At 45.0% G+C, this 19,434-nt stretch carries 15 protein-coding genes and 1 pseudogene; 11 read left to right on the top strand and 5 right to left on the bottom strand.

The window, feature by feature from the left end; genetic code table 11:
* Together FTU54_RS02580 and FTU54_RS02575 are read left to right on the top strand one after the other, a co-directional pair.
* Complete coding sequence (locus FTU54_RS02580) at positions 1-1,521, top strand: 3-hydroxyacyl-CoA dehydrogenase (protein WP_104489418.1); 1,521 nt, start codon at positions 1-3, stop codon at positions 1,519-1,521.
* Positions 1,522-1,545: 24 nt separating this feature from the next.
* Positions 1,546-2,757, top strand: a complete 1,212-nt coding sequence (locus tag FTU54_RS02575) for a 3-oxoadipyl-CoA thiolase (protein WP_005178011.1) — start codon at positions 1,546-1,548, stop codon at positions 2,755-2,757.
* Positions 2,758-2,874: 117 nt separating this feature from the next.
* Here the strand turns inward: FTU54_RS02575 and FTU54_RS02570 are convergent, their stop codons facing one another.
* On the bottom strand, positions 2,875-3,312 hold the full coding sequence (locus tag FTU54_RS02570; protein WP_104473214.1) for a PaaI family thioesterase: 438 nt from the start codon (positions 3,310-3,312) through the stop codon (positions 2,875-2,877).
* A 110-nt stretch (positions 3,313-3,422) separates the two neighbouring features.
* Here FTU54_RS02570 and FTU54_RS02565 point away from each other — a divergent pair, with 110 nt between their 5' ends.
* From FTU54_RS02565 to FTU54_RS02535, 7 genes are all read left to right on the top strand, one after another.
* On the top strand, positions 3,423-4,178 hold the full coding sequence (locus FTU54_RS02565; RefSeq protein WP_005178005.1) for a class II aldolase/adducin family protein: 756 nt from the start codon (positions 3,423-3,425) through the stop codon (positions 4,176-4,178).
* Positions 4,175-5,098: a glyoxylate/hydroxypyruvate reductase A gene (locus FTU54_RS02560; protein WP_005178003.1), complete on the top strand. Its 924-nt coding sequence runs from the start codon at positions 4,175-4,177 to the stop codon at positions 5,096-5,098. Before FTU54_RS02565 ends, FTU54_RS02560 begins: the two co-directional genes overlap by 4 nt.
* A gap of 34 nt (positions 5,099-5,132) precedes the next feature.
* Entirely contained in the window at positions 5,133-5,921 is a 789-nt protein-coding gene (locus tag FTU54_RS02555) for an enoyl-CoA hydratase-related protein (protein ID WP_104489416.1), read from the top strand.
* Between the two features lie 11 nt (positions 5,922-5,932).
* On the top strand, positions 5,933-6,913 hold the full coding sequence (locus tag FTU54_RS02550; RefSeq protein ID WP_104489415.1) for a nitronate monooxygenase family protein: 981 nt from the start codon (positions 5,933-5,935) through the stop codon (positions 6,911-6,913).
* Positions 6,914-7,121: 208 nt separating this feature from the next.
* Positions 7,122-8,924, top strand: a complete 1,803-nt coding sequence (locus FTU54_RS02545) for an acyl-CoA dehydrogenase C-terminal domain-containing protein (protein ID WP_104489414.1) — start codon at positions 7,122-7,124, stop codon at positions 8,922-8,924.
* Positions 8,925-9,080: 156 nt separating this feature from the next.
* Positions 9,081-9,920: an alpha/beta fold hydrolase gene (locus tag FTU54_RS02540; protein WP_005177994.1), complete on the top strand. Its 840-nt coding sequence runs from the start codon at positions 9,081-9,083 to the stop codon at positions 9,918-9,920.
* Positions 9,921-9,932: 12 nt separating this feature from the next.
* Complete coding sequence (locus tag FTU54_RS02535) at positions 9,933-11,429, top strand: NAD(P)/FAD-dependent oxidoreductase (RefSeq protein WP_104489413.1); 1,497 nt, start codon at positions 9,933-9,935, stop codon at positions 11,427-11,429.
* 53 nt (positions 11,430-11,482) lie between these two features.
* On the opposite strand, the pseudogene FTU54_RS02530 reads toward FTU54_RS02535, so the two are convergent.
* Together FTU54_RS02530 and FTU54_RS02525 are read right to left on the bottom strand one after the other, a co-directional pair.
* Positions 11,483-12,746, bottom strand: a pseudogene (locus tag FTU54_RS02530) (MFS transporter).
* Positions 12,747-12,907: 161 nt separating this feature from the next.
* Complete coding sequence (locus FTU54_RS02525; RefSeq protein ID WP_180074386.1) at positions 12,908-13,654, bottom strand: IS5 family transposase; 747 nt, start codon at positions 13,652-13,654, stop codon at positions 12,908-12,910.
* Positions 13,655-13,891: 237 nt separating this feature from the next.
* Here FTU54_RS02525 and FTU54_RS02520 point away from each other — a divergent pair, with 237 nt between their 5' ends.
* Positions 13,892-15,574, top strand: coding sequence for an AMP-binding protein (locus FTU54_RS02520; protein ID WP_168406547.1), 1,683 nt, complete (start codon positions 13,892-13,894; stop codon positions 15,572-15,574).
* An 88-nt stretch (positions 15,575-15,662) separates the two neighbouring features.
* On the opposite strand, the gene FTU54_RS02515 is transcribed toward FTU54_RS02520, so the two are convergent.
* Positions 15,663-16,886: a CaiB/BaiF CoA-transferase family protein gene (locus FTU54_RS02515; RefSeq protein WP_104489321.1), complete on the bottom strand. Its 1,224-nt coding sequence runs from the start codon at positions 16,884-16,886 to the stop codon at positions 15,663-15,665.
* 358 nt (positions 16,887-17,244) lie between these two features.
* Between FTU54_RS02515 and FTU54_RS02510 the strand changes: the two genes are divergently transcribed.
* Positions 17,245-18,516 (top strand): MFS transporter, encoded by a 1,272-nt coding sequence (locus FTU54_RS02510; protein WP_104489322.1) that lies wholly within the window; start codon positions 17,245-17,247, stop codon positions 18,514-18,516.
* A gap of 89 nt (positions 18,517-18,605) precedes the next feature.
* Here FTU54_RS02510 and FTU54_RS02505 read toward each other — a convergent pair whose 3' ends face one another.
* Positions 18,606-19,103 carry a MarR family winged helix-turn-helix transcriptional regulator gene (locus FTU54_RS02505; protein WP_005177946.1) on the bottom strand — a complete coding sequence of 166 codons (498 nt, stop codon included), beginning with the start codon at positions 19,101-19,103 and terminating at the stop codon, positions 18,606-18,608.
* Positions 19,104-19,434: the final 331 nt, after the last annotated feature.

Raw genomic sequence — 19,434 nt, 5'->3', positions numbered from 1 at the left:
ATGACTGTACATATTCAGAAAATCGGGATTATTGGTGTCGGTACCATGGGTGCCGGAATTGCCCAAATTGCCATTCAGTCTGGCCATGATGTGGTCCTGTTTGATGCCAAAGCTGGCGCTGCAGAGCAGGCTCAGGAAAAACTGGCCAAAACCCTGAATACCCTGGCAGATAAAGGCAAATTCAGTCATGAAAAAGCCGCTGAAGATCTTGCCCGTCTTTCAATTGCCGAGCAACTGGAAGATTTAAAAGATTGTGATCTGGTGGTAGAGGCCATTATTGAAAATCTGGAAATCAAACAGAAGCTGATGCAACAACTGGAAGCGATTGTCAAACCGGAAGCAATTCTGGCGTCGAATACGTCTTCATTGTCGATCAGTGCCATTGCAGCCAACTGCAGTCAACCAGAACGTATTGCAGGCTATCATTTCTTTAATCCGGTACCGCTAATGAAAGTGGTGGAAGTGATTGAAGGCTTTAATACCCGTGCCGATATTCTGGATGCCTTGACTCAACTCTCGATCAAGATGGGCCATCGTCCAGTGAAAGCCAAAGATACTCCAGGATTTATTATTAACCATGCCGGCCGTGCCTTTGGCAGTGAAGCCTATGCCATCCTGAATGAAAATGTCACGCCATTTTATGACATTGACCGGATTTACCGTGATGGGATCGGTTTTAAGATGGGACCATTCGAGCTGGGCGATCTAACCGGCATGGATGTATCGCATCCGGTCAGTGAGTCGATTTATCATCAGTATTATGAAGAAGCACGTTACCGTCCAAGCGTAATTACCCGTCAGCGTTTTATTGCCAAGCAACTGGGCCGTAAAACCGGTAAAGGTTTTTATGACTACACTTCTGGCAGCAAACAGGGTGATGTTGCACCAGTACTGGCTGAAAAACTGGCGCAATATCCATCGGTCTGGTTAGGCACCGAATATAGCGACGACCGTCAGGCGCTGGAGCAATATCTGCAACAGTTCAATATTCTGGTGGAGCAGTCTGAACAGCCATCTCAAGATGCACTGGTGCTCATTGCCACCTATGGTGAAGATGCCACTTCGGCAGCTGTACGTTATGGCGTTGCCCCACAGCAGGTGGTGTGTATTGATCTGCTCTATGGCCTGAATAAACACCGCACTTTAATGCCGACTTTTGTGACCAAAGCTGAACTGACCCAGGCGGCGCAATCTATTTTTAATCTGGATGGTGTGACAGCCAGCGTTATTCAGGAAAGTGTCGGTTTTGTGGCGCAGCGTGCGTTGGCCATGATTGTAAACCTGGGCTGTGATATTGCCCAGCAAGGTGTTGCCACAGTTGAAGATATTAATATCGCCGTGAAACTGGGTCTGGGTTATCCGCATGGTCCAATTGAATGGGGCGATGTTTTAGGCGCGGAAAAAATTCTGAAAATTCTGGATCGCATGACCGACATTACCCGCGATCAGCGTTATCGTCCAAGCCCATGGTTACGCCGTCGCGTCCAGTTGGGTCTGCCACTTGTTCATAGTTCTAATTAATCTAAAGTTAAGGGAATAACACTCATGTTAAATGCATATATTTATGATGGTTTACGTTCACCAATCGGTCGTCATGCCGGCAGTTTGTCAAGTGTGCGTCCAGATGATCTGGCTGCAACCGTGATTAAAAACCTGCTGGAAAAAACCGGTATTCCAGCTGCCGATGTCGAAGATGTGATTTTCGGTAGCACCAACCAGGCCGGTGAAGACAGCCGTAACGTAGCACGTTTTGCCGCACTTTTAGCCGGTATGCCAGTGACTGTACCGGGCCAGACCGTAAACCGTTTATGTGCATCTGGTTTAGGTGCCGTGATTGATTCGGCACGTGCCATCACCGCAGGTGAAGGCGATGTCTATATTGCTGGTGGCGTAGAAAGCATGTCACGTGCACCTTTTGTATTGGCGAAAGCAGAAACAGCCTTTTCGCGTGATGCAAAAATGTATGACACCACCATCGGAACCCGTTTCCCGAACCGTAAATTTACCGCTCAATTTGGCGCACACAGCATGCCAGAAACCGGTGACAATGTAGCGGAAGAATTTGGCATTAGCCGTGAACAGGCCGATACCTTTGCCGCTGCATCACAGGCAAAATATCAGGCAGCCAAAGAAGCAGGATTCTTTGAAGGTGAAATTACTCCAATTGAAGTTTCACAAGGGCGTAAATTACCGCCTAAACAGGTCACTGAAGATGAACATCCGCGTGCATCTTCAACATTTGAAGCATTAACCAAGCTGAAACCCCTATTTGAAGGTGGTGTGGTCACAGCAGGGAATGCATCAGGTATCAATGACGGCGCTGCAGCACTGATTATCGGCAGTGAAAAAGTTCAGGAACAGTATGGCTTAAAACCTTTGGCGCGTATCCTGTCTTCTGCAGCAGCCGGCATTGAGCCACGCATCATGGGTGCGGGGCCAATTGAAGCGATCAAAAAAGCAGTACAACGCGCGGGTTTAACCCTAGATGATATGGATATTATCGAGATTAACGAAGCGTTTGCCAGCCAGGTATTGTCCTGCTTAAAAGGTCTGGATGTGGCCTTTGATGATCCGCGGGTCAATCCAAATGGTGGTGCGATTGCGATTGGCCATCCACTGGGTTGTTCTGGTGCACGTTTAGCCTTGACCGTTGCACGTCAATTACAGCGCACAGGTAAAAAATATGCCGTGATCAGCCTGTGTATTGGCTTGGGTCAAGGTCTTGCAATGGTCATTGAAAACCCTGAAGCAGCCTAAACTGGTTTAAGTCGAAATTAAATGCCATGCATATCTAATATGCATGGCATTTTTTTGTTAAATATTTAGCCATAAAAAATCCCCGCAGATGCAGGGATAGGCTAGTTCTGGTCGGAATCAAGCGCGCTTGGTCACCAGTAAAGTGGCCGAACCAAAGGCATAGACTTTACCATCTTGATCGACAATACGACCTTCTGAAGTCAGTACGTTACGGCCGACGCGAATCACTTCACCAATGGCGGTATAGGTTTCGCCACTTTGCATGGCTTTGAGCATTTTTACGTTTAAATCAATCGTTGAAAAACTGACCCCGGCATCGACAGTGGTGTGTACCGCAGCACCCGTAGTACTGTCCAGCACGGTGGCACAAAAACCGCCATGAATACCGCCTTGTAAATTGAAATGGCGATGATCTGGTCGTACCTCATATTCCACATAATTTTCACGTACGACGGTCAGACGCATGGGAATAATTTCACTCATGGGTGAGCTGGCAATTTCACCATTCTTGATAGCGGTTAAATACGCGAGTCCATTCATTTGTGATGTCGACATACAGGCTCCTTCTTATTTATTATTTCGCTCTATGAAATAATATTCTGTTTTATTAAAAGTATGATATAACATGAAAGTGAACATAATGCTATATATTCCAGGATGGAACGATGACAATAAAAAACCTTGTCACAGCTGCCGAATGGCAAGCCCGATGTGAGCTGGCGGCACTGTATCGCATCATTGCGCATTACAAAATGACCGATTTAATTGACACCCATATCAGTTTACGGCTGCCCGATCAGCCCGACTGTTTTTTGATTAACCAGTATGGTGTGGCCTTTGAAAAAATGCAGGCCTCCACCCTGGTCAAGATTAATCATGCCGGAGCAGTGGTAGAAAGCTATGAACAGGAAAAACCGGTCAATATGGCGGGTTTTGTAATTCATTCTGCAATTCATGCAGCGCATCCGCATCTGAATTGTGTCATTCATACCCATACCGCAGATGGAATTGCCGTGTCAGCCCAGAAACACGGTTTATTGCCTATTTCGCAGCATGCCTTGAAGTTCTATCAGCATCTGGCTTATCACGAGTATGAGGGCGTGGCACTGTCTACCGATGAGCAGGAACGCTTGATTGCAGATTTGTCCGGTCATCGTGCCATGATTTTACGCAACCATGGTCTGCTGGTGGCTGGCGAATCGATTGCACGCGCTTTTCATGAAATTTATTTTCTGGAGCGGGCTTGTCAGGCGCAAATCAAGGCGCTGAGTGGCGGTGCAGAATTGCATTATCCAAGTGAAGAGGTTTGTGTTAAAACCGCCAAACAGTTTGCCAGTCCACTGGTTGAGCCGATTTTACAGCGCGCCTGGCTGGCGGCCTTGTCGCTGATTGAGCATCAACAGGCGGAGTACAGCGCATGATTGTCATTTCCAGTACGCTTCCCGATATCCAGAAGATTCTGGTTAAAGTATTTGAAAAATACGCTCCTCCAAACAGTTTTTGTGTTGCACAAAGTCCTGAAGCCAAAGAGGCCACCACAGCCGCATGCTGGTTTCCCGATATGCCATACTTGCAAACTCTGCCCAAATTGCAAGTGATTCATTCGATTGCGGCCGGGGTTGAACATCTGAACTTGAATGAAGTGAGTGCAGAGCAGTTTGTATGCCGGGTCTTAGATGAGCATCATCAAAAAGGTATGTTCGATTATTTGCTTTGGGGTGTGCTGTATTATCAGCGTTATTTCGACCGGATGTTGCAGCAGCAACAGCAGCAGATCTGGAAACAGCATCGTCAGAGTTATAGCCATCATATCCAGATTGGGATTATGGGGCTGGGACACATGGGCGGCTATGTGGCAGAGCGCTTTGCTGCCATGGGTTATCAGGTTTCTGGCTGGTCCAATTCGGTCAAAGATTTAGCCCAGGTAAAAAGCTATGTCGGGACCGAGCAACTGGCAGAGTTTTTAGCTCAGAGTCAGATTCTGATTAATTTAATGCCCTTAACCGCAGACAATACCGCTATTTTATCGGAAGCCTTGTTTCAGCAGTTACCAGAGCAGGCCGTCTTGATTCAGGTCGGCCGTGGTCAGCATCTGGTCGAGCAGGACCTGCTCAAAGCGCTGGATTCTGGGCATTTACGCGGTGCAATTGTCGATGTATTTGATGAAGAACCGTTGGCCGCAGATCATCCATTCTGGCAGCATGACAAGATTGTGGTCACACCACACATTGCCTCGCATGCTCCGATGTCGGTGGTAGTCGAGCAGATTCTGGAAAATGACCGCCGCATACAGGCCAATTTGCCGTTATGTAATCAGGTCGATCTGACCAAAGGTTATTAGGATAAAACCAGAAGAATAAAAAAGGATATTAAAGATGTTCACAACCATTCAAACCGAATTGAGCCAGGGCGTGGCGATACTGAGGTTCAATCGTCCAGACTGTTTAAACAGTTTTAATGTGACAATGCATCAGGAAGTTCAACATGCGCTCAAAGACTGGAGCCAAGATGCAGCAGTCCGGGTCATTGTCATTCGTGGCAATGGCCGAGCTTTCTCTGCCGGGCAGGATTTAAAAGAACGCTCCGGACAACTGGCACACATTCCTTTACCCTCAGAAGGCTCACTGGCCAAATATTATAATCCTTTGGTTGAGCTGATCCGGCATAGTCCAAAACCGGTGATTGCAGCAGTGAATGGGGTGGCTGCTGGTGCAGGCGCTAATATCGCTTTGGCCTGTGATCTGGTGATTGCCAAAGAAAGTGCCCAATTTATTCAGGCTTTTTGCAAAATTGGCTTAATTCCAGATGCCGGTGGGACCTGGATGTTACCACGCCTGATTGGTCATGCACGCGCGGCTGCATTAATGCTCTTGGGTGAGCCGGTATCTGCTGTTGAAGCGGCTACTATGGGCATGATCTGGAAAGCCGTACCCGATCAGGAGTTTGACGACTATATTGTTGAAGTCGCCCAGCAACTGGCCAAGCAGCCGACTTATGCACTGGCATTAATTAAACAGTCCTTGCAACGCAGTGCTGAGCATAGCCTGAGCCAGCAGCTGGAGCTGGAGCAAAACCTGCAATATCTGGCCTTAAACAGTCAGGACTATAAAGAAGGCGTACGGGCCTTTGTGGAAAAACGCCCGGCACAATTTATTGGCCGCTAAGGAGAGTATTCATGAGCATTCAAACCCGTGTAACCCAGATGCTGGGCATCCGCCACCCGATTATTCAAGGCGGTATGATGTGGGTCGGTACCGCAGAAATGGCCAGCGCCGTTTCCAATGCCGGCGGATTGGGCACCCTGACTGCCTTGACCCAGCCAAGCCCTGAAGCCTTGGCCCAAGAAATTGCCCGGTGCCGGGAAATGACCGATCAGCCTTTTGCCGTCAACCTAACCTTGCTGCCCGCAGTCAATCCGCCGCCGTATGCGGAATATCGGCAGGCAATTATTGACAGTGGTATCAAGATTGTTGAAACCGCAGGCAATAAGCCGCATGAGCATATTGAAGTGTTCAAGCAACACGGCATTACCGTCATTCATAAATGTACCTCGGTACGCCATGCCTTATCAGCACAGAAAATTGGTGCCGATATTATTTCCATTGATGGCTTTGAATGTGCCGGACATCCGGGTGAAGACGATATTCCAGGATTAATCCTGATTCCGGCCGCGGCTGATCAGCTCACAGTGCCGATTATTGCCAGTGGTGGCTTTGGCGATGGTCGAGGATTGGTAGCCGCACTGGCGCTTGGGGCAGAAGGTATTAATATGGGCACCCGTTTTTGTGCCACGCAGGAAGCGCCGATTCATGACAACATCAAACAGTTTTATTTAAACAATGATGAACGGGCAACGAATTTACTCTATCGGCAATTTAGAAATACCGCACGGGTCGCGAAAAACTCGGTTTCTGACCTGGTGGTACAAATGAGTCAGGACCCGAATCTGGAGTTTGAACACATCCGCCCTTATGTCAGTGGTTTAAAAGGCAAGCTGGCCTTGGAAACAGGTGATGTGGATGCCGGCCTGATTACCGCCGGGCAGGTTTTAGGACTGATTCATGATATTCCAAGTTGTGATGACTTGATTCAGCGGATGATTCAGGATGCCGAACAGATTATTCAGCAACGTCTGGCAGGGCTAATTCAGGCTTAAAGCTGCAATAGGGTACGCTAGAAATGAAGATGCCATTCAGCAGTGAATGGCATTTTTTTATGGGCAAAATTAAATTAAAAATCGAATTTTTGTGTCATGACTAGATTTTAGCTTTCAAATTATATTATAGTGGATTTAAAACATAGTTTCGTATTATGAAATATTAACTCATAAATACCGTAAACAGGACTCATACAAGGGAATTACGATGAGAAATTATATTGCACCATTAAAAGATATGAAGTTTGTGCTGAAAGATTTGCTGGATGTTGAACAAAAATATCAGGGGTATGCAAAATTTGAAGACAAAGTCTCTATGGACATTATGGAGCAATATTTAGAAGTTGCTGCTGATTTCTGCCAGAACGAGCTTTTACCTATTAATGCCACAGGCGACCAGCAAGGCTGTCGTTTAGAAAATGGTGTCGTGACCACACCAGATGGCTTTAAAGAAGCCTATAATAAATATGTTGAACTGGGCTTTACCTCATTAACCGGTGATGAAAACTACGGTGGTCAAGGTTTCCCGACACTGTACCGGATTGCCATTTCTGAAATTATTACGGCCACCAACTGGTCATGGGGCATGTATCCGGGCCTGTCACATGGTGCAATGCGTACCCTGGAACATCATGGCAATGACGAACAAAAACAGAAATTCCTGGTGCCACTGATTGCAGGGCGCTGGACCGGTACCATGTGTCTGACCGAATCACATGCTGGTTCAGATTTGGGTCTGATTCGTACCAAAGCGGTTCCAAATGCCGATGGCAGCTATAGCATCAGCGGTGAAAAAATCTTTATTTCGGCAGGTGAACATGACCTGGCTGAAAATATTGTGCATATCGTTTTGGCACGCTTACCGGATGCACCGGCAGGCACCAAAGGCATTTCACTCTTTATCGTACCTAAATTTAATTTAGATGAAGACGGTAATGTCGCAGAACGTAATGGCGTAGTCTGTAGTTCTATCGAACATAAAATGGGCATTCATGGCAATGCCACCTGTGTCCTGAACTTTGAAAATGCCAAAGGCTTCCTGATTGGTCCTGAAAACCGTGGCCTAAACTGCATGTTTACCTTTATGAACTCTGCACGTATTGGTACCGCCATTCAAGGTCTAGCGGCAGCTGAATCTTCTTATCAGGGTGCCTTGGCCTATGCCAAAGACCGTCTGGCCATGCGCTCACTGGAAGGTGCAAAAGCGCCGAATTTGCCAGCAGATCCAATTATCGTGCATCCGGCAGTACGTAATATGCTGCTGACGCAGAAAGTCTTTGCTGAAGGTTCACGTGCATTGGCTTATTACTTAGCCACTTATGCAGATATTGCTGAAGCGACTGAAGATGCAGCCGAGAAAAAAGCCGCGGATGACCGTCTGGCTTTATTAACTCCAATTGCCAAGGCTTTAATGACAGAAACCGGACTGGAAGCCGCCAAACATGGTATGCAGGTCTTTGGTGGTCATGGTTATATTGCCGAGCATGGCATGGAGCAAATTGCCCGTGATGCGCGTATTGCCTGTTTATATGAAGGCACCACGGAAATCCAGTCGATTGACCTGTTGGCACGTAAGGTTCTAGGTTCAAAACTCAGCTTATTAACAGCATTAACTGATGAAATTCAGGCCTATATTAAAGAGCAACAGGCCCATCCTCAATTTGCAGGCTATGCACAGCAGGTAGGTGAGCTGACCCAGCAATGGCTGGAGCTGACTCAACTGATCCAGACGCAGGCACAACAATCTGCCAATGAAATTGGTGCAGCCTCTGTTGATTATTTATATTTCTCAGGCTATGTGGTGTTTGCGTATCTCTGGCTCAAGATGGCGGTTGTGGCACAACAACGCGTCGATGAAGGACAAAGCGATCCGTACTATGCAGCTAAAGTAAAAACGGCTCAATTCTACTTTGAACGTATTTTGCCAAGAACCTGTACGCATCGCGCCAATATTCAGGCCGGTGGAGCAAGCCTGTTCCTGCTGACGCCAGAAGAATTTAAATTTGATTAATCCGCTTTTGCACCCACAGAGAGAGCCTACTGTGGGTGTATTTTTTTAAGCCTGTTCTCTATAGCAAAAATAGTTCAGGTTTCATTGCTTGAAGAGCATCACAAGTAGAATTTTACCAGATCAATTGCAGATAAAATAACAAGATCAGGAGTCTATATGGAATTAGACGCACGTTCACAACAGTTTCCCTATGCGAGTACCCAGCTGACCTATCATGAAGTCGGCCAGTCCTCCGTACATCCAACCATCATTTTAATTCATGGTACGGGTGGTAATACCCAAAAACATTTTAATTATATTTTCCCGATGCTGGGCATTCATCAGCGCGTGCTTTCGATTGACCTCTATACACCGGAGAAAGCGGATTTAAAGCTGACAGATTTTAGCGAGCAGGTAGAAGCTTTAATTCAGCATGCAGTGGCGGAGAATGAACCGATTACCGTGGTCGGTTATTCTTTGGGTGCTGTGATTGCCGCCCAGGTCGCGGCCAAGTTACAACAACGAATTTCACAGTTGATTTTATTGGCAGGATGGGTCAAAACCAGTTCGGTGCAGCAACTGCGCAATACCATCTGGCAGCAGTTATTTAATGAACAATCCAAGGCATTGCCACATTTTGTAAATTACTGTTTATACAGTGATCACTACCTGTCTTTACGCACTGAACAGCAGGTTCTGGAGCTGGCACGCTTTGTTACGCCCTCTGCTGATGCAGCCAGACAGCGTGAAATGAACTATCACCTCGATATCAGCAATATTCTGGCTGATATTACCGCAGATACCTTAATTGTGGCCTGTCATGAAGACCGCATGATTCCTTTGGCTCAAGCCAAGTTACTGTTTGCCTCGATTGAACGCAGCCGTTATGTCGAAATTCATTCCGGACATGCCTTGCATATAGAAGCACCGGCGGAGATTGTGCAGCTGATTAACCAGTTTAATCAGCATCCCGAGCAATATCCGATTAACCAGAAAATCCAGCGATTTGCACCTTAAAGGAGAAGCAGCATGCAAGCTCATGTACAGCGTAGCAAAATTTTAATTGTCGGTAGCGGTGTTGGTGGCTTGGGCATGGCCATTCGGCTCAAACAACAGGGCATCGATGATTTTAAAATCATTGAACGGGCAACAGAAGTCGGTGGAACCTGGCGGGATAATACCTATCCGGGTGTGGCTTGTGATGTGCCGTCGCATCTGTATTCTTTTTCTTTTATTAAAAATCCGTACTGGTCGCGTATTTTTCCGCAAGGAGCAGAAATCCAGCGTTATCTGGTTCAATGTTGTGATCAGGAGCAAATCCGCCCGTATATTGATTTTAATACAGCACTGGAAAAAGCCCACTGGAATACAGCACAAAGAATCTGGGAAATTCAGACTTCACAAGGAGCGTATCAGGCCGAGTTTTTAATTACCGCCACAGGGCATCTGGCCGATGAGCATCTCCCGGATATTCCCGGTTTGGCTCAATTTCAGGGGCAGGTGATGCATTCTGCACGCTGGAATCATCAGGTTGATTTGGCTGATCAACACGTGGTGGTGGTCGGTTCCGGCGCATCAGCAATTCAGCTGGTGCCGGAAGTGGCGAAACTTGCCAAAAACCTAACCGTGTTGCAGCGCAGTGCACCCTATATTTTACCGCGACCGGACCGGCCTTATAGCGAAACGGAAAAACAGCTGTTTCGTAAAGATCCGGAAAGTATGGCGGCTTTACGCCATTCCTTGTTCTGGGATAATGAGTTTAATTTTGCCCAGCGCCGTAATTTAAAAAGTCATATTCAGCGGGTCAAAAAATCCTGCTTACAGTTTCTAAAACAGCAGATTGATGATGCTGAATTACAGCGTAAACTGACACCACATTATGAGCCGGGCTGTAAGCGGGTTTTATTATCAAATACCTATTATCCAACTTTTTTACAGCCGCATGTCACGCTGGAAGATTCCGCGCTGGCAGAAGTCTCACCAGAAGGCGTGATTAGTCAGTCAGGACAATATTTCCCAGCCGATGTAATTATTTTCGCCACCGGTTTTGAAGCGGCACGGCCACCGTATGCAGCAAAAGTGCTGGGTAAACATGGCTTAAGTCTGGAACAGCAGTGGTCAAGTGGCATGCAGGGCTATCAGTCGACTACAGTACATAATTTCCCCAATTTATTTATTTTAAATGGACCGAATACCGGCAGTGGACATAATTCTGCCTTGTATTTTCTGGAAGTGCAGTTTGATCTGGTGCTGGATGCACTCGAATTTTTTGAACAGGAACAGATTCAGGTGTTTGAAGCAGATCACGCCGCAGAAGATGCCTATATGGAGCAGTTACAGCAACTGTCTCAGGGCAGTGTCTGGCTGTCGGAAGGCTGTAAAAGCTGGTATCTTGATCCGGTCAGCCGCAAACTGACCTTAATCTGGCCGGACTTTGCTCATTCCTTTAGAGACAAGAACCGGCAGTTTATGCGCAGTGGCTATCACTTTCACTATATTGAGAATCCTCAGCAAAATGCTGTTTAAATGGCGTACCTGAGCTATAAAAAAACCAGTCATCAGACTGGTTTTTAATATGTTTAATTGGCCTTTTGCGGATCGTATAAACGATCTTTAATAAATAGCGCAGGTATCAGACCGCAGATAAAATAGGCCGCAGCCATAATCAGTAAGCCCGTTCCAATAGAACCGCCTTGGGCAAAATAACCAATGGTTAAGGGCGCAAATACCGCACCAATTCGGCCAATATTAAATGCACCACCGACTGCCGTACCGCGAATGGAGGTCGGAAAACTTTCAGTCATATAGGTGGCATTCATGGCAAAAGGCATGCCATAGAGAAAGCCAAACATCAGCATCAAATATAAAATATTGGTGGGGGTATTAAAGTAGATAATGACCGGCAAAAATAATGCCGTTCCCATGGTGCCAAAGGCAAATAACGCACGGCGGCCAAAACGGTCTGCCAGAATGCCGGCCACCACTTTGGCAAAAATCATGATTAAAAATGTGCCGACCATATAACCGGTCATTTCTTTAAAACTGATGCCAAGATCAGACTCCAGGTATGCCGGAAGCCAGTTACTTAAACCGGCATAACCAAACTGCAGGGCACCGGCACTTAAAATCCACAGCATAAACATCCAGCGATGTTTTTTGTCTTTTAAGATGACCAGATAAGGATTCTGTTTTTTTATTTTCACTTTGCTATGTAAAGCTTCCTGACGCTTGAGCTCACGAGAACGTAACCAGGATTCAGGCTCCGGCACCAGAAAGTACATTAAAAAGGCAAGAAAAATAGGGAAAATCGTAATCCAGTACAGCATACGCCAGCCATACTCAGGAATAATCCAGCCGGCCAGCAAAGTGGCACATAATGAACCCAAGGTAAAACCGGTCATTAAAGCCGCAAGTACCGTAGTTCGATATTTGGTCGGCACATACTCGGACATTAAGGTATTACAGGCAATATAAAGTGAGCCAAGGCCAATGGCTGCAATACTCCGCACAATCAGAAACTGATAATAGGAATCGACAAAACCCAAGGTACAGGACAAACTTGAGGCCAGAATCATATAAAATACAATAACTTTAACCCGGCCAAATCGGTCACAGGCCCATCCGCCAATTACACCACCCACCAGACTCCAGCTGCCCAGCGCACCGGCCTGAAGTAGTAAGGTTAAATTCTGCTTTAATACTGGTCAGGCTGTAGGCGAGAAAAGCCAGATCAATCCCGTCGGCAAGCAGAATAAAAAAACATAAAATAAAAGCGGTTTTCCATATTTTCTCTGGCTGAGCTTGTACCTGCTCAGCCACCATCACTGAAGCTTTTTGCGTCATCACTGATATCCTTTCATCATTCGTTCTTGTTTTATGAATAATTTTTCATGGTTATTACTCATTATTCATGAGTTTAGTTTTCAGCAAAAAACCTTATATTTCGTATAGAGAAATCTTGTTTTTCTTTATTTTTAGACCAAAGACTAGGGTCTGTTGACATTTCATAATGGTAGCCAAATAAAGATACAAGCTAAGGCAACAGAATTTTCATAGCTTTGCTTTAGCTTGTCATAGCGTGTGGCAATTCCTCTAAATTGCTTTAATCTAGCAAAAGTATTCTCAATTAAATGCCTGATTTTATAAAAATACCAATCCACATGATCATTATTTGAAAGTGTATTGGATTTCTTGGGAATATTAGCTTGAGTTCCCGTTTTTTCTATCTGTTCTCTCAAGGATTCAGAGTCATAACCCTTATCGGCACAGAGAATTTCTGTCTCGTGCAGGTCTATATTGTTAACTAATTTCGGTGCCACTTTTACATCATGGGTCGTACCATCCTCTATCAAAAACTGAACAGGGTTCCCATGAGAATCAACTGCCAAATGAATTTTAGAACTATTTCCACCGATACTTTTTGAGATAGCCTGATCCTTGATTCCTGTAGCATGCTGATGAGCCCTCACATGGCTAGCATCAATAAATACCCACTCTAGATCAGCATCAGAGGAAATTAACTTAAATATTTTTAATAACTTATTATCTTTCGACCACCGGGAAAATTTCTTGAATATGGAGTTTGGCTTTCCGAAGGCAGCAGGTAAATCCCACCACGGGCAGCCTGTACGGATTCTATAAAGAATAGCTTCAATAAAATTTCGAAGATTTTGTTTGAGATATATACGAAAATTACGGAAAATGTTTTCTAACTTAGACCAGTGTTGATCAGTCAACATTGTACGAGGCATAGCGAGGAGTAGATTTGGTTTGGCGATTAAATTCTACTTTCTCGCTATTTTTTTTGCACAGTAAATGTCAACAGACCCTAAAATATCACCACTAATGATTGATTTTAATTTGTAAAAAATTGCTAAAAAGCCGATCAAGCATTGATCGAAGGTCGAATTTAAAGCTATTATCAAATAATACAAAATATAGTTTCACTATACAAAATAAAAGAACGCAAGCGATAGGAGAGAGCTTCAATGAGCACACAGCCATGGATTGCTGAATATCAAAAATGGAATGTAAATCCTGAATTTACTCAGCCAGATCCCACCCAGACCTTGAGTCAGACCATCGCTGAAAATCTAGAGAAATTTCAGGATAAAACAGCCTTTATCTATTTAGATAAAAAGTTCAGTTATCATGATATTGATGTGTATAGCCAGAAAATGGCGACCTTTTTACAGAATTTGGGGCTAGAGGCGGGTAGCCGTATTGCGGTGATGCTGCCAAATATTATTCAGTATCCAATTGCAACCTTTGCCATTATTCGTGCCGGTTATATTCTGGTGAATGTCAATCCGATGTATACCCAGCGTGAGCTGTATCATCAGTTGCAGGATTCTGGTGCAGAAGCTTTATTTATCCTGAATCAGACTTTAGATCAGCTCAAGGATCTGGATGAATGCCAGACGCTTAAATATGTGATTTCGACCCATCCACTGGATCTGGTGAAAGCGCAAGATACCGCAGTGCATCCACAGGCAGCGCAATATCCGGCCAAGACATTCTTTGATTTTAAGCAGGCACTTGATCAGGTCGACACGATTGATTTTAAAACACCACCCCAACAGCAAAATGACACAGTCATTCTGCAATATACCGGTGGCACAACAGGTTTATCTAAAGGCGCTGAACTGAGTCACCGCAATATTTTATTTAATATTGCCCAGAACAGTACCGTGTTTATTAGCCATTTTGGCGACCGGATGGCAGAAGAACATGAATATGTATTTTGTGCCTTGCCGCTCTACCATATTTATGGGTTTACCATCTGTCTGTTCAGTTATGGCCTGAGCCGTGGTTTTGCCAATGTGCTGATTCCGAATCCGAGAGATTTAGACGCTTTAATTGACCAGTATGCCAAGCATCCTCCGACGGTTTTTCCGGGGGTAAACACCATGTTTAATGCCTTGGCACATCATCCACGTTTTAGAAGTCTGGATCATCGTCAGCTGAAGACCACCACCGGTGGGGGTGCGCCGGTACTGAAAGCCACAGCTGACCTGTGGTATGAAGTCACAGGCCGTTATATTTATGAAGGCTATGGTTTATCCGAAACTTCACCGACTGCAACTTTTAACCCGCCTTTAAGCCAGCGTTTTAGTGGCACCATCGGTTTACCTTTGGCAGGTACCGATATTCTGATTCTGGATGATGCAGGCCAACCGGTAGCGATTAACCAAGCTGGAGAAATTGCCATTCGCGGTCCACAGGTGATGAAAGGCTATTGGCAGCAACCGGAAGCCACGGCGCAGGTATTTACCAAAGATGGCTTTTTCCTGACTGGCGATATTGGCTGTATGAATGAACAGGGCTATATCAGTATCCTTGACCGTAAAAAAGATATGATTCTGGTGTCTGGCTTTAATGTGTATCCGAATGAACTGGAATATGTGCTGTCTCAACATGTCAAAGTGTTAGAAAGTGCTGTGATTGGAATTGATGATGAAAAGTCTGGTCAGGTCCCGAAAGCATTTATTGTTAAACAGGATGCTAGCCTGAGCGAAGATGAAGTCATGGCTTATTTAAGACAGCATTTAACCAGTTATAAACTGCCTAAATATATTGAGTTTGTGGCGGAGCTGCCAAAATCTGCAGTCGGAAAAATCTTGCGTCGGGAATTGCCAAAAACCCATCAGGCGGATGCTACAGCCTGTTAGTTCAGATTTAAGAGAGACGTAGGAGAGGAAATCCTCCAATAAAAAAGGAATCCGAGGATTCCTTTTTTATTGTCGGTGGGATGCCGCCTTAGCGCTGCTGGATAATCTTTTTGGCTTTATATGCCTGCATTTCTTCTGCGCTTAAAAACTGGCTTAAGATATTGTCGGTATCTTCACCTAAGCACGGTGGGGCTTTTTTATATTCAACCGGGGTTTTGGACAGTTTAATTGGCGAGCCAATTGAGGTGTAATCTTCGCGCAGGGTATGCGGCATCTGAATTACCATTTCACGTGCCAGCACCTGTTCTTCTTCCAGAGTCTGTTGCAGGTTATTGATCATGCCCACAGGGACCTTGACGGCGTGAATTAAATCGACCCAGGTTTTGGCCGGTTGGGTATAAAAATGTTGCTGTAAAATTTGGGTGACTTCTTCACGATGCATCACTCGGCCAGAGTTGCGACTAAAACGCGGATCTTTCGGTACTTCAGGTAGGCCTATGGCATCACACAGCACCAAGAACTGCTGATCATTGCCGCAGGCAATAATAAATTCGCCTTCCTGCGCCTTAAATACCTGATAAGGCACAATATTGGCATGTGCATTACCAAAACGGCCCGGCACTTTGCCTGAGGTCAAATAATTCATGGCCAGCACCGATAAAGAGGCCACCTGAGTATCTAACAAGGCCATATCAATATGTTGGCCTTCACCGGTTTTTTCACGCGACAGTAAGGCGGCCTGAATGGCAATTGCAGAATATAAACCGGTGGTCAGATCGGCAAAAGCCAATCCAGCTTTTTGCGGGCCGCCACCGGGTAAATCATCGCGTTCACCGGTAACGCTCATCATGCCGCCCATGCCTTGAATAATAAAGTCATAACCCGGTTCATGAGCACGTGGACCATGCTGGCCAAAACCGGTAATCGAACAATACACCAGACGCGGGTTTATATGGCTCAGGCTTTCATAGTCCAGACCATATTTTTTCAAAGAACCGGCTTTATAGTTTTCAATGACCACATCACTGGTTTCAGCAATTTTTTTAATAATCTGCTGGCCTTCCGGGGTTGATAGATCAACAGCTACGGAATGTTTGCCACGATTGGCCGAAAGATAATAGGCAGATTCATGGGTATCTTGTTGCTGGTTGTTTTTAAGCCAGGGCGGTCCCCAGATGCGCGTATCATCGCCATGATCAGGCTTTTCAATTTTAATTACTTCTGCACCCAGATCGGCCAGAATTTGACTACACCAAGGTCCAGCCAAAATACGGCTGAGATCCAATACCCGAAAGCCTGTTAAAGCACCCATCTATTCTCACACTCCTTGTTCCGTTTTTATTTCATGTCTACATATTTTAATAATCACAGTAAACCTATATTAAAACGATCCAACACTCAACTATGCGACCGTTAATTTCGTATAACAAAATAATATATCAAAATTTGTTTAAAATTACTTTTATCTTGTCTACCCTGAGTGAGCTAAAAAGAACGACCAAAAAACAAACAGAGGCTGAGAAGTCTTCATGACAGCAACAAAAAGATCAGGAGCAGCACAGCTATGGATTGAAAAACGCAGCACAACAATAGGCTCACATCAGGAACTTCGTGAGCGATAAGCAACTGAAAAATAAACAAGGAATAGAAAGAACAAGGATATTTAATTCATGACGGATTTGGTAACTGAGCTAAAAAAGATTCAACCCACCACCAAAAGAACCCAGCAAATTGCATTTGTATTTGCCTTTCTGGCGCTGCTGGTCGATGGGGCAGACATGCTCTTGCTCTCCTTTAGCTTAAACAGTCTGAAAGCAGAATTTGGCTTAAGCAATTTACAGGCTGGTGCCCTGGGAAGCGCGACGCTGGCCGGCATGGCCGTAGGTGGTTTTCTTGGTGGCTGGGCCTGCGACCGGTTGGGTCGGGTTCGGACGGTAGTGATTTCAATCTTAATCTTTTCAATTTTAACAGCCGCACTGGGCTTTACCCAAAATTTTGAACAGTTCGCCATTCTGCGCTTTTTGTCTGCCTTTGGTATTGGTTCACTGTATATTGCAGCGAATACACTCATGGCAGAGTATGTACCGACCGAATATCGCACCACAGTATTGGGAACCCTGCAAGCCGGCTGGACAGTGGGTTATATTGTGGCAACCGTACTAGCCGGCTGGATTATTCCGGAATATGGCTGGCGTATGCTGTTCTTTATTGCCATTATTCCATCGGTGCTGGCGATTTTTATTCAGAAACTGGTGCCAGAACCAGAATCTTGGCAACGTGCAAGATTACAGCGCTTGTATGGGCCTGCTGAAACTCAAGTCAAACAGCCTGAGAAAAAGAGTACAGTTAAAGAGATTTTTGCAGACCCGCGTAACCGTAGAATGTTTATTTTATGGATTCTCACTGCCGGCTTTTTACAGTTTGGCTATTACGGAGTAAACAACTGGATGCCAGCTTATTTAGAATCCGAGTTACATATGGATTTTAAATCAATGGCGGGCTATATGATTGGGACCTATGTCGCCATGATTTTCGGTAAAGTTCTGGCCGGTTTTGCTGCAGACCGTTTAGGCCGTCGTTTTGTATTTTCCTTTGGTGCAATTGGGACCGCGATCTTCCTGCCAGTGATTGTGCTGTTTAATAGCCCGGACAATATTGCCTATCTGCTCATTTTCTTTGGTTTCCTGTACGGTATTCCGTATGCCATTAATGCGACGTATATGACTGAAAGTTTTGCAACTTCCATTCGTGGTACCGCGGTTGGCGGTGCCTATAATGCCGGGCGTATTGGTGCCATGTTTGCACCTGCAATTATTGGTGCAGCGGCGAGTGGAGGATCAATTGGTTTAGGCTTCCTGATTATGGGCGGCGCCTATTTCTTATGTGGTGCAGTATCGGGAATCTTTATTAAAGATCGTCAATACGACCCGCAAAAGGCTTAGAGTTTTTAAATCAGCTGATCAAGTAATAAAAAAATGAGCCTTGAAAGGCTCATTTTTTTGATTCCAGAAGTCTTATCTTCAATGTTTAATCAAACGTCCGAAGCAGTATTCTTCTGGGCAATTTGAATGCTCTTTAGCCCATCATTCACTTTGTTTAACAGGTGAATCAGAGTCACCACATCATCAAAGGCCAATGTATTTAAAGCCTGGCCATAAAAATTAAAGAAGTCATCTTGCAGGCTATCCCAGGTTTTAAGACCTGCATCGGTCAGCGCAACATTTTTTGCACGGCGGTCCTGTTCATTAATCACGCGCTGTACCAGACCTTCGCGTTCCAGCCGTTTTAATACGGCATCCAGGTTTTGACGGCTCACACCCAGATAGTCGGTTAAATCGGAAAATGACATTCCGGATAGAACCCGTGGGCGAGACAAAGCCCCTAAAACTGCCCAGTGCACCGGAGAAATCCCCAATTCGTTGGAGCATTTGCGGTCCAGTGTATTTCCCACCTGAAACAGTCTAAAAAAAAGTCTATTGTGGGCGGAATATAAGGATTGATCATATTTTTTTGTTAGAGCATCAGTCATTCTAAAAGACCACCCTGATCAAATTCATTCAATAAGCTGCATTATACTCAAAAGATATCTTGTATAAATCAGACTCTGTTTTCTATCTGGCTGTAATTCAAAGGGGATCAGCAATTTTTCTTTGCTGGTCGTGCCCACATTTTTGCGCCTCCGTTCAGTACTGTATAGATGAACCATCCTCTTTCTTGGTTCTGTCACATCTGCTTGCTTTACGCATAAAACTTAAGGTTAAAGCCAATTTATGTCAATGTGTTTATTTTTAATAAATCATAAATAATTGATATATTTAATTTAAATTAATTTTAAATTTTATTTTATGTAAATGTATTGA

The sequence above is a fragment of the Acinetobacter sp. YH12116 genome (assembly GCF_013418895.1).
GTDB lineage: Bacteria > Pseudomonadota > Gammaproteobacteria > Pseudomonadales > Moraxellaceae > Acinetobacter > Acinetobacter indicus.
The sequence above is the reverse complement of the archived record's forward strand: the minus strand, read 5'-3'. Positions and strand labels throughout refer to the sequence as shown.

Coding starts and splice junctions, on each gene's coding strand:
- FTU54_RS02580 (WP_104489418.1), top strand. CDS start 1: ATGACTGTACATATTCAGAAAATCGGGATTATTGGTGTCGGTACCATG.
- FTU54_RS02575 (WP_005178011.1), top strand. CDS start 1,546: ATGTTAAATGCATATATTTATGATGGTTTACGTTCACCAATCGGTCGT.
- FTU54_RS02570 (WP_104473214.1), bottom strand. CDS start 3,312: ATGTCGACATCACAAATGAATGGACTCGCGTATTTAACCGCTATCAAG.
- FTU54_RS02565 (WP_005178005.1), top strand. CDS start 3,423: ATGACAATAAAAAACCTTGTCACAGCTGCCGAATGGCAAGCCCGATGT.
- FTU54_RS02560 (WP_005178003.1), top strand. CDS start 4,175: ATGATTGTCATTTCCAGTACGCTTCCCGATATCCAGAAGATTCTGGTT.
- FTU54_RS02555 (WP_104489416.1), top strand. CDS start 5,133: ATGTTCACAACCATTCAAACCGAATTGAGCCAGGGCGTGGCGATACTG.
- FTU54_RS02550 (WP_104489415.1), top strand. CDS start 5,933: ATGAGCATTCAAACCCGTGTAACCCAGATGCTGGGCATCCGCCACCCG.
- FTU54_RS02545 (WP_104489414.1), top strand. CDS start 7,122: ATGAGAAATTATATTGCACCATTAAAAGATATGAAGTTTGTGCTGAAA.
- FTU54_RS02540 (WP_005177994.1), top strand. CDS start 9,081: ATGGAATTAGACGCACGTTCACAACAGTTTCCCTATGCGAGTACCCAG.
- FTU54_RS02535 (WP_104489413.1), top strand. CDS start 9,933: ATGCAAGCTCATGTACAGCGTAGCAAAATTTTAATTGTCGGTAGCGGT.
- FTU54_RS02525 (WP_180074386.1), bottom strand. CDS start 13,654: ATGCCTCGTACAATGTTGACTGATCAACACTGGTCTAAGTTAGAAAAC.
- FTU54_RS02520 (WP_168406547.1), top strand. CDS start 13,892: ATGAGCACACAGCCATGGATTGCTGAATATCAAAAATGGAATGTAAAT.
- FTU54_RS02515 (WP_104489321.1), bottom strand. CDS start 16,886: ATGGGTGCTTTAACAGGCTTTCGGGTATTGGATCTCAGCCGTATTTTG.
- FTU54_RS02510 (WP_104489322.1), top strand. CDS start 17,245: ATGACGGATTTGGTAACTGAGCTAAAAAAGATTCAACCCACCACCAAA.
- FTU54_RS02505 (WP_005177946.1), bottom strand. CDS start 19,103: ATGACTGATGCTCTAACAAAAAAATATGATCAATCCTTATATTCCGCC.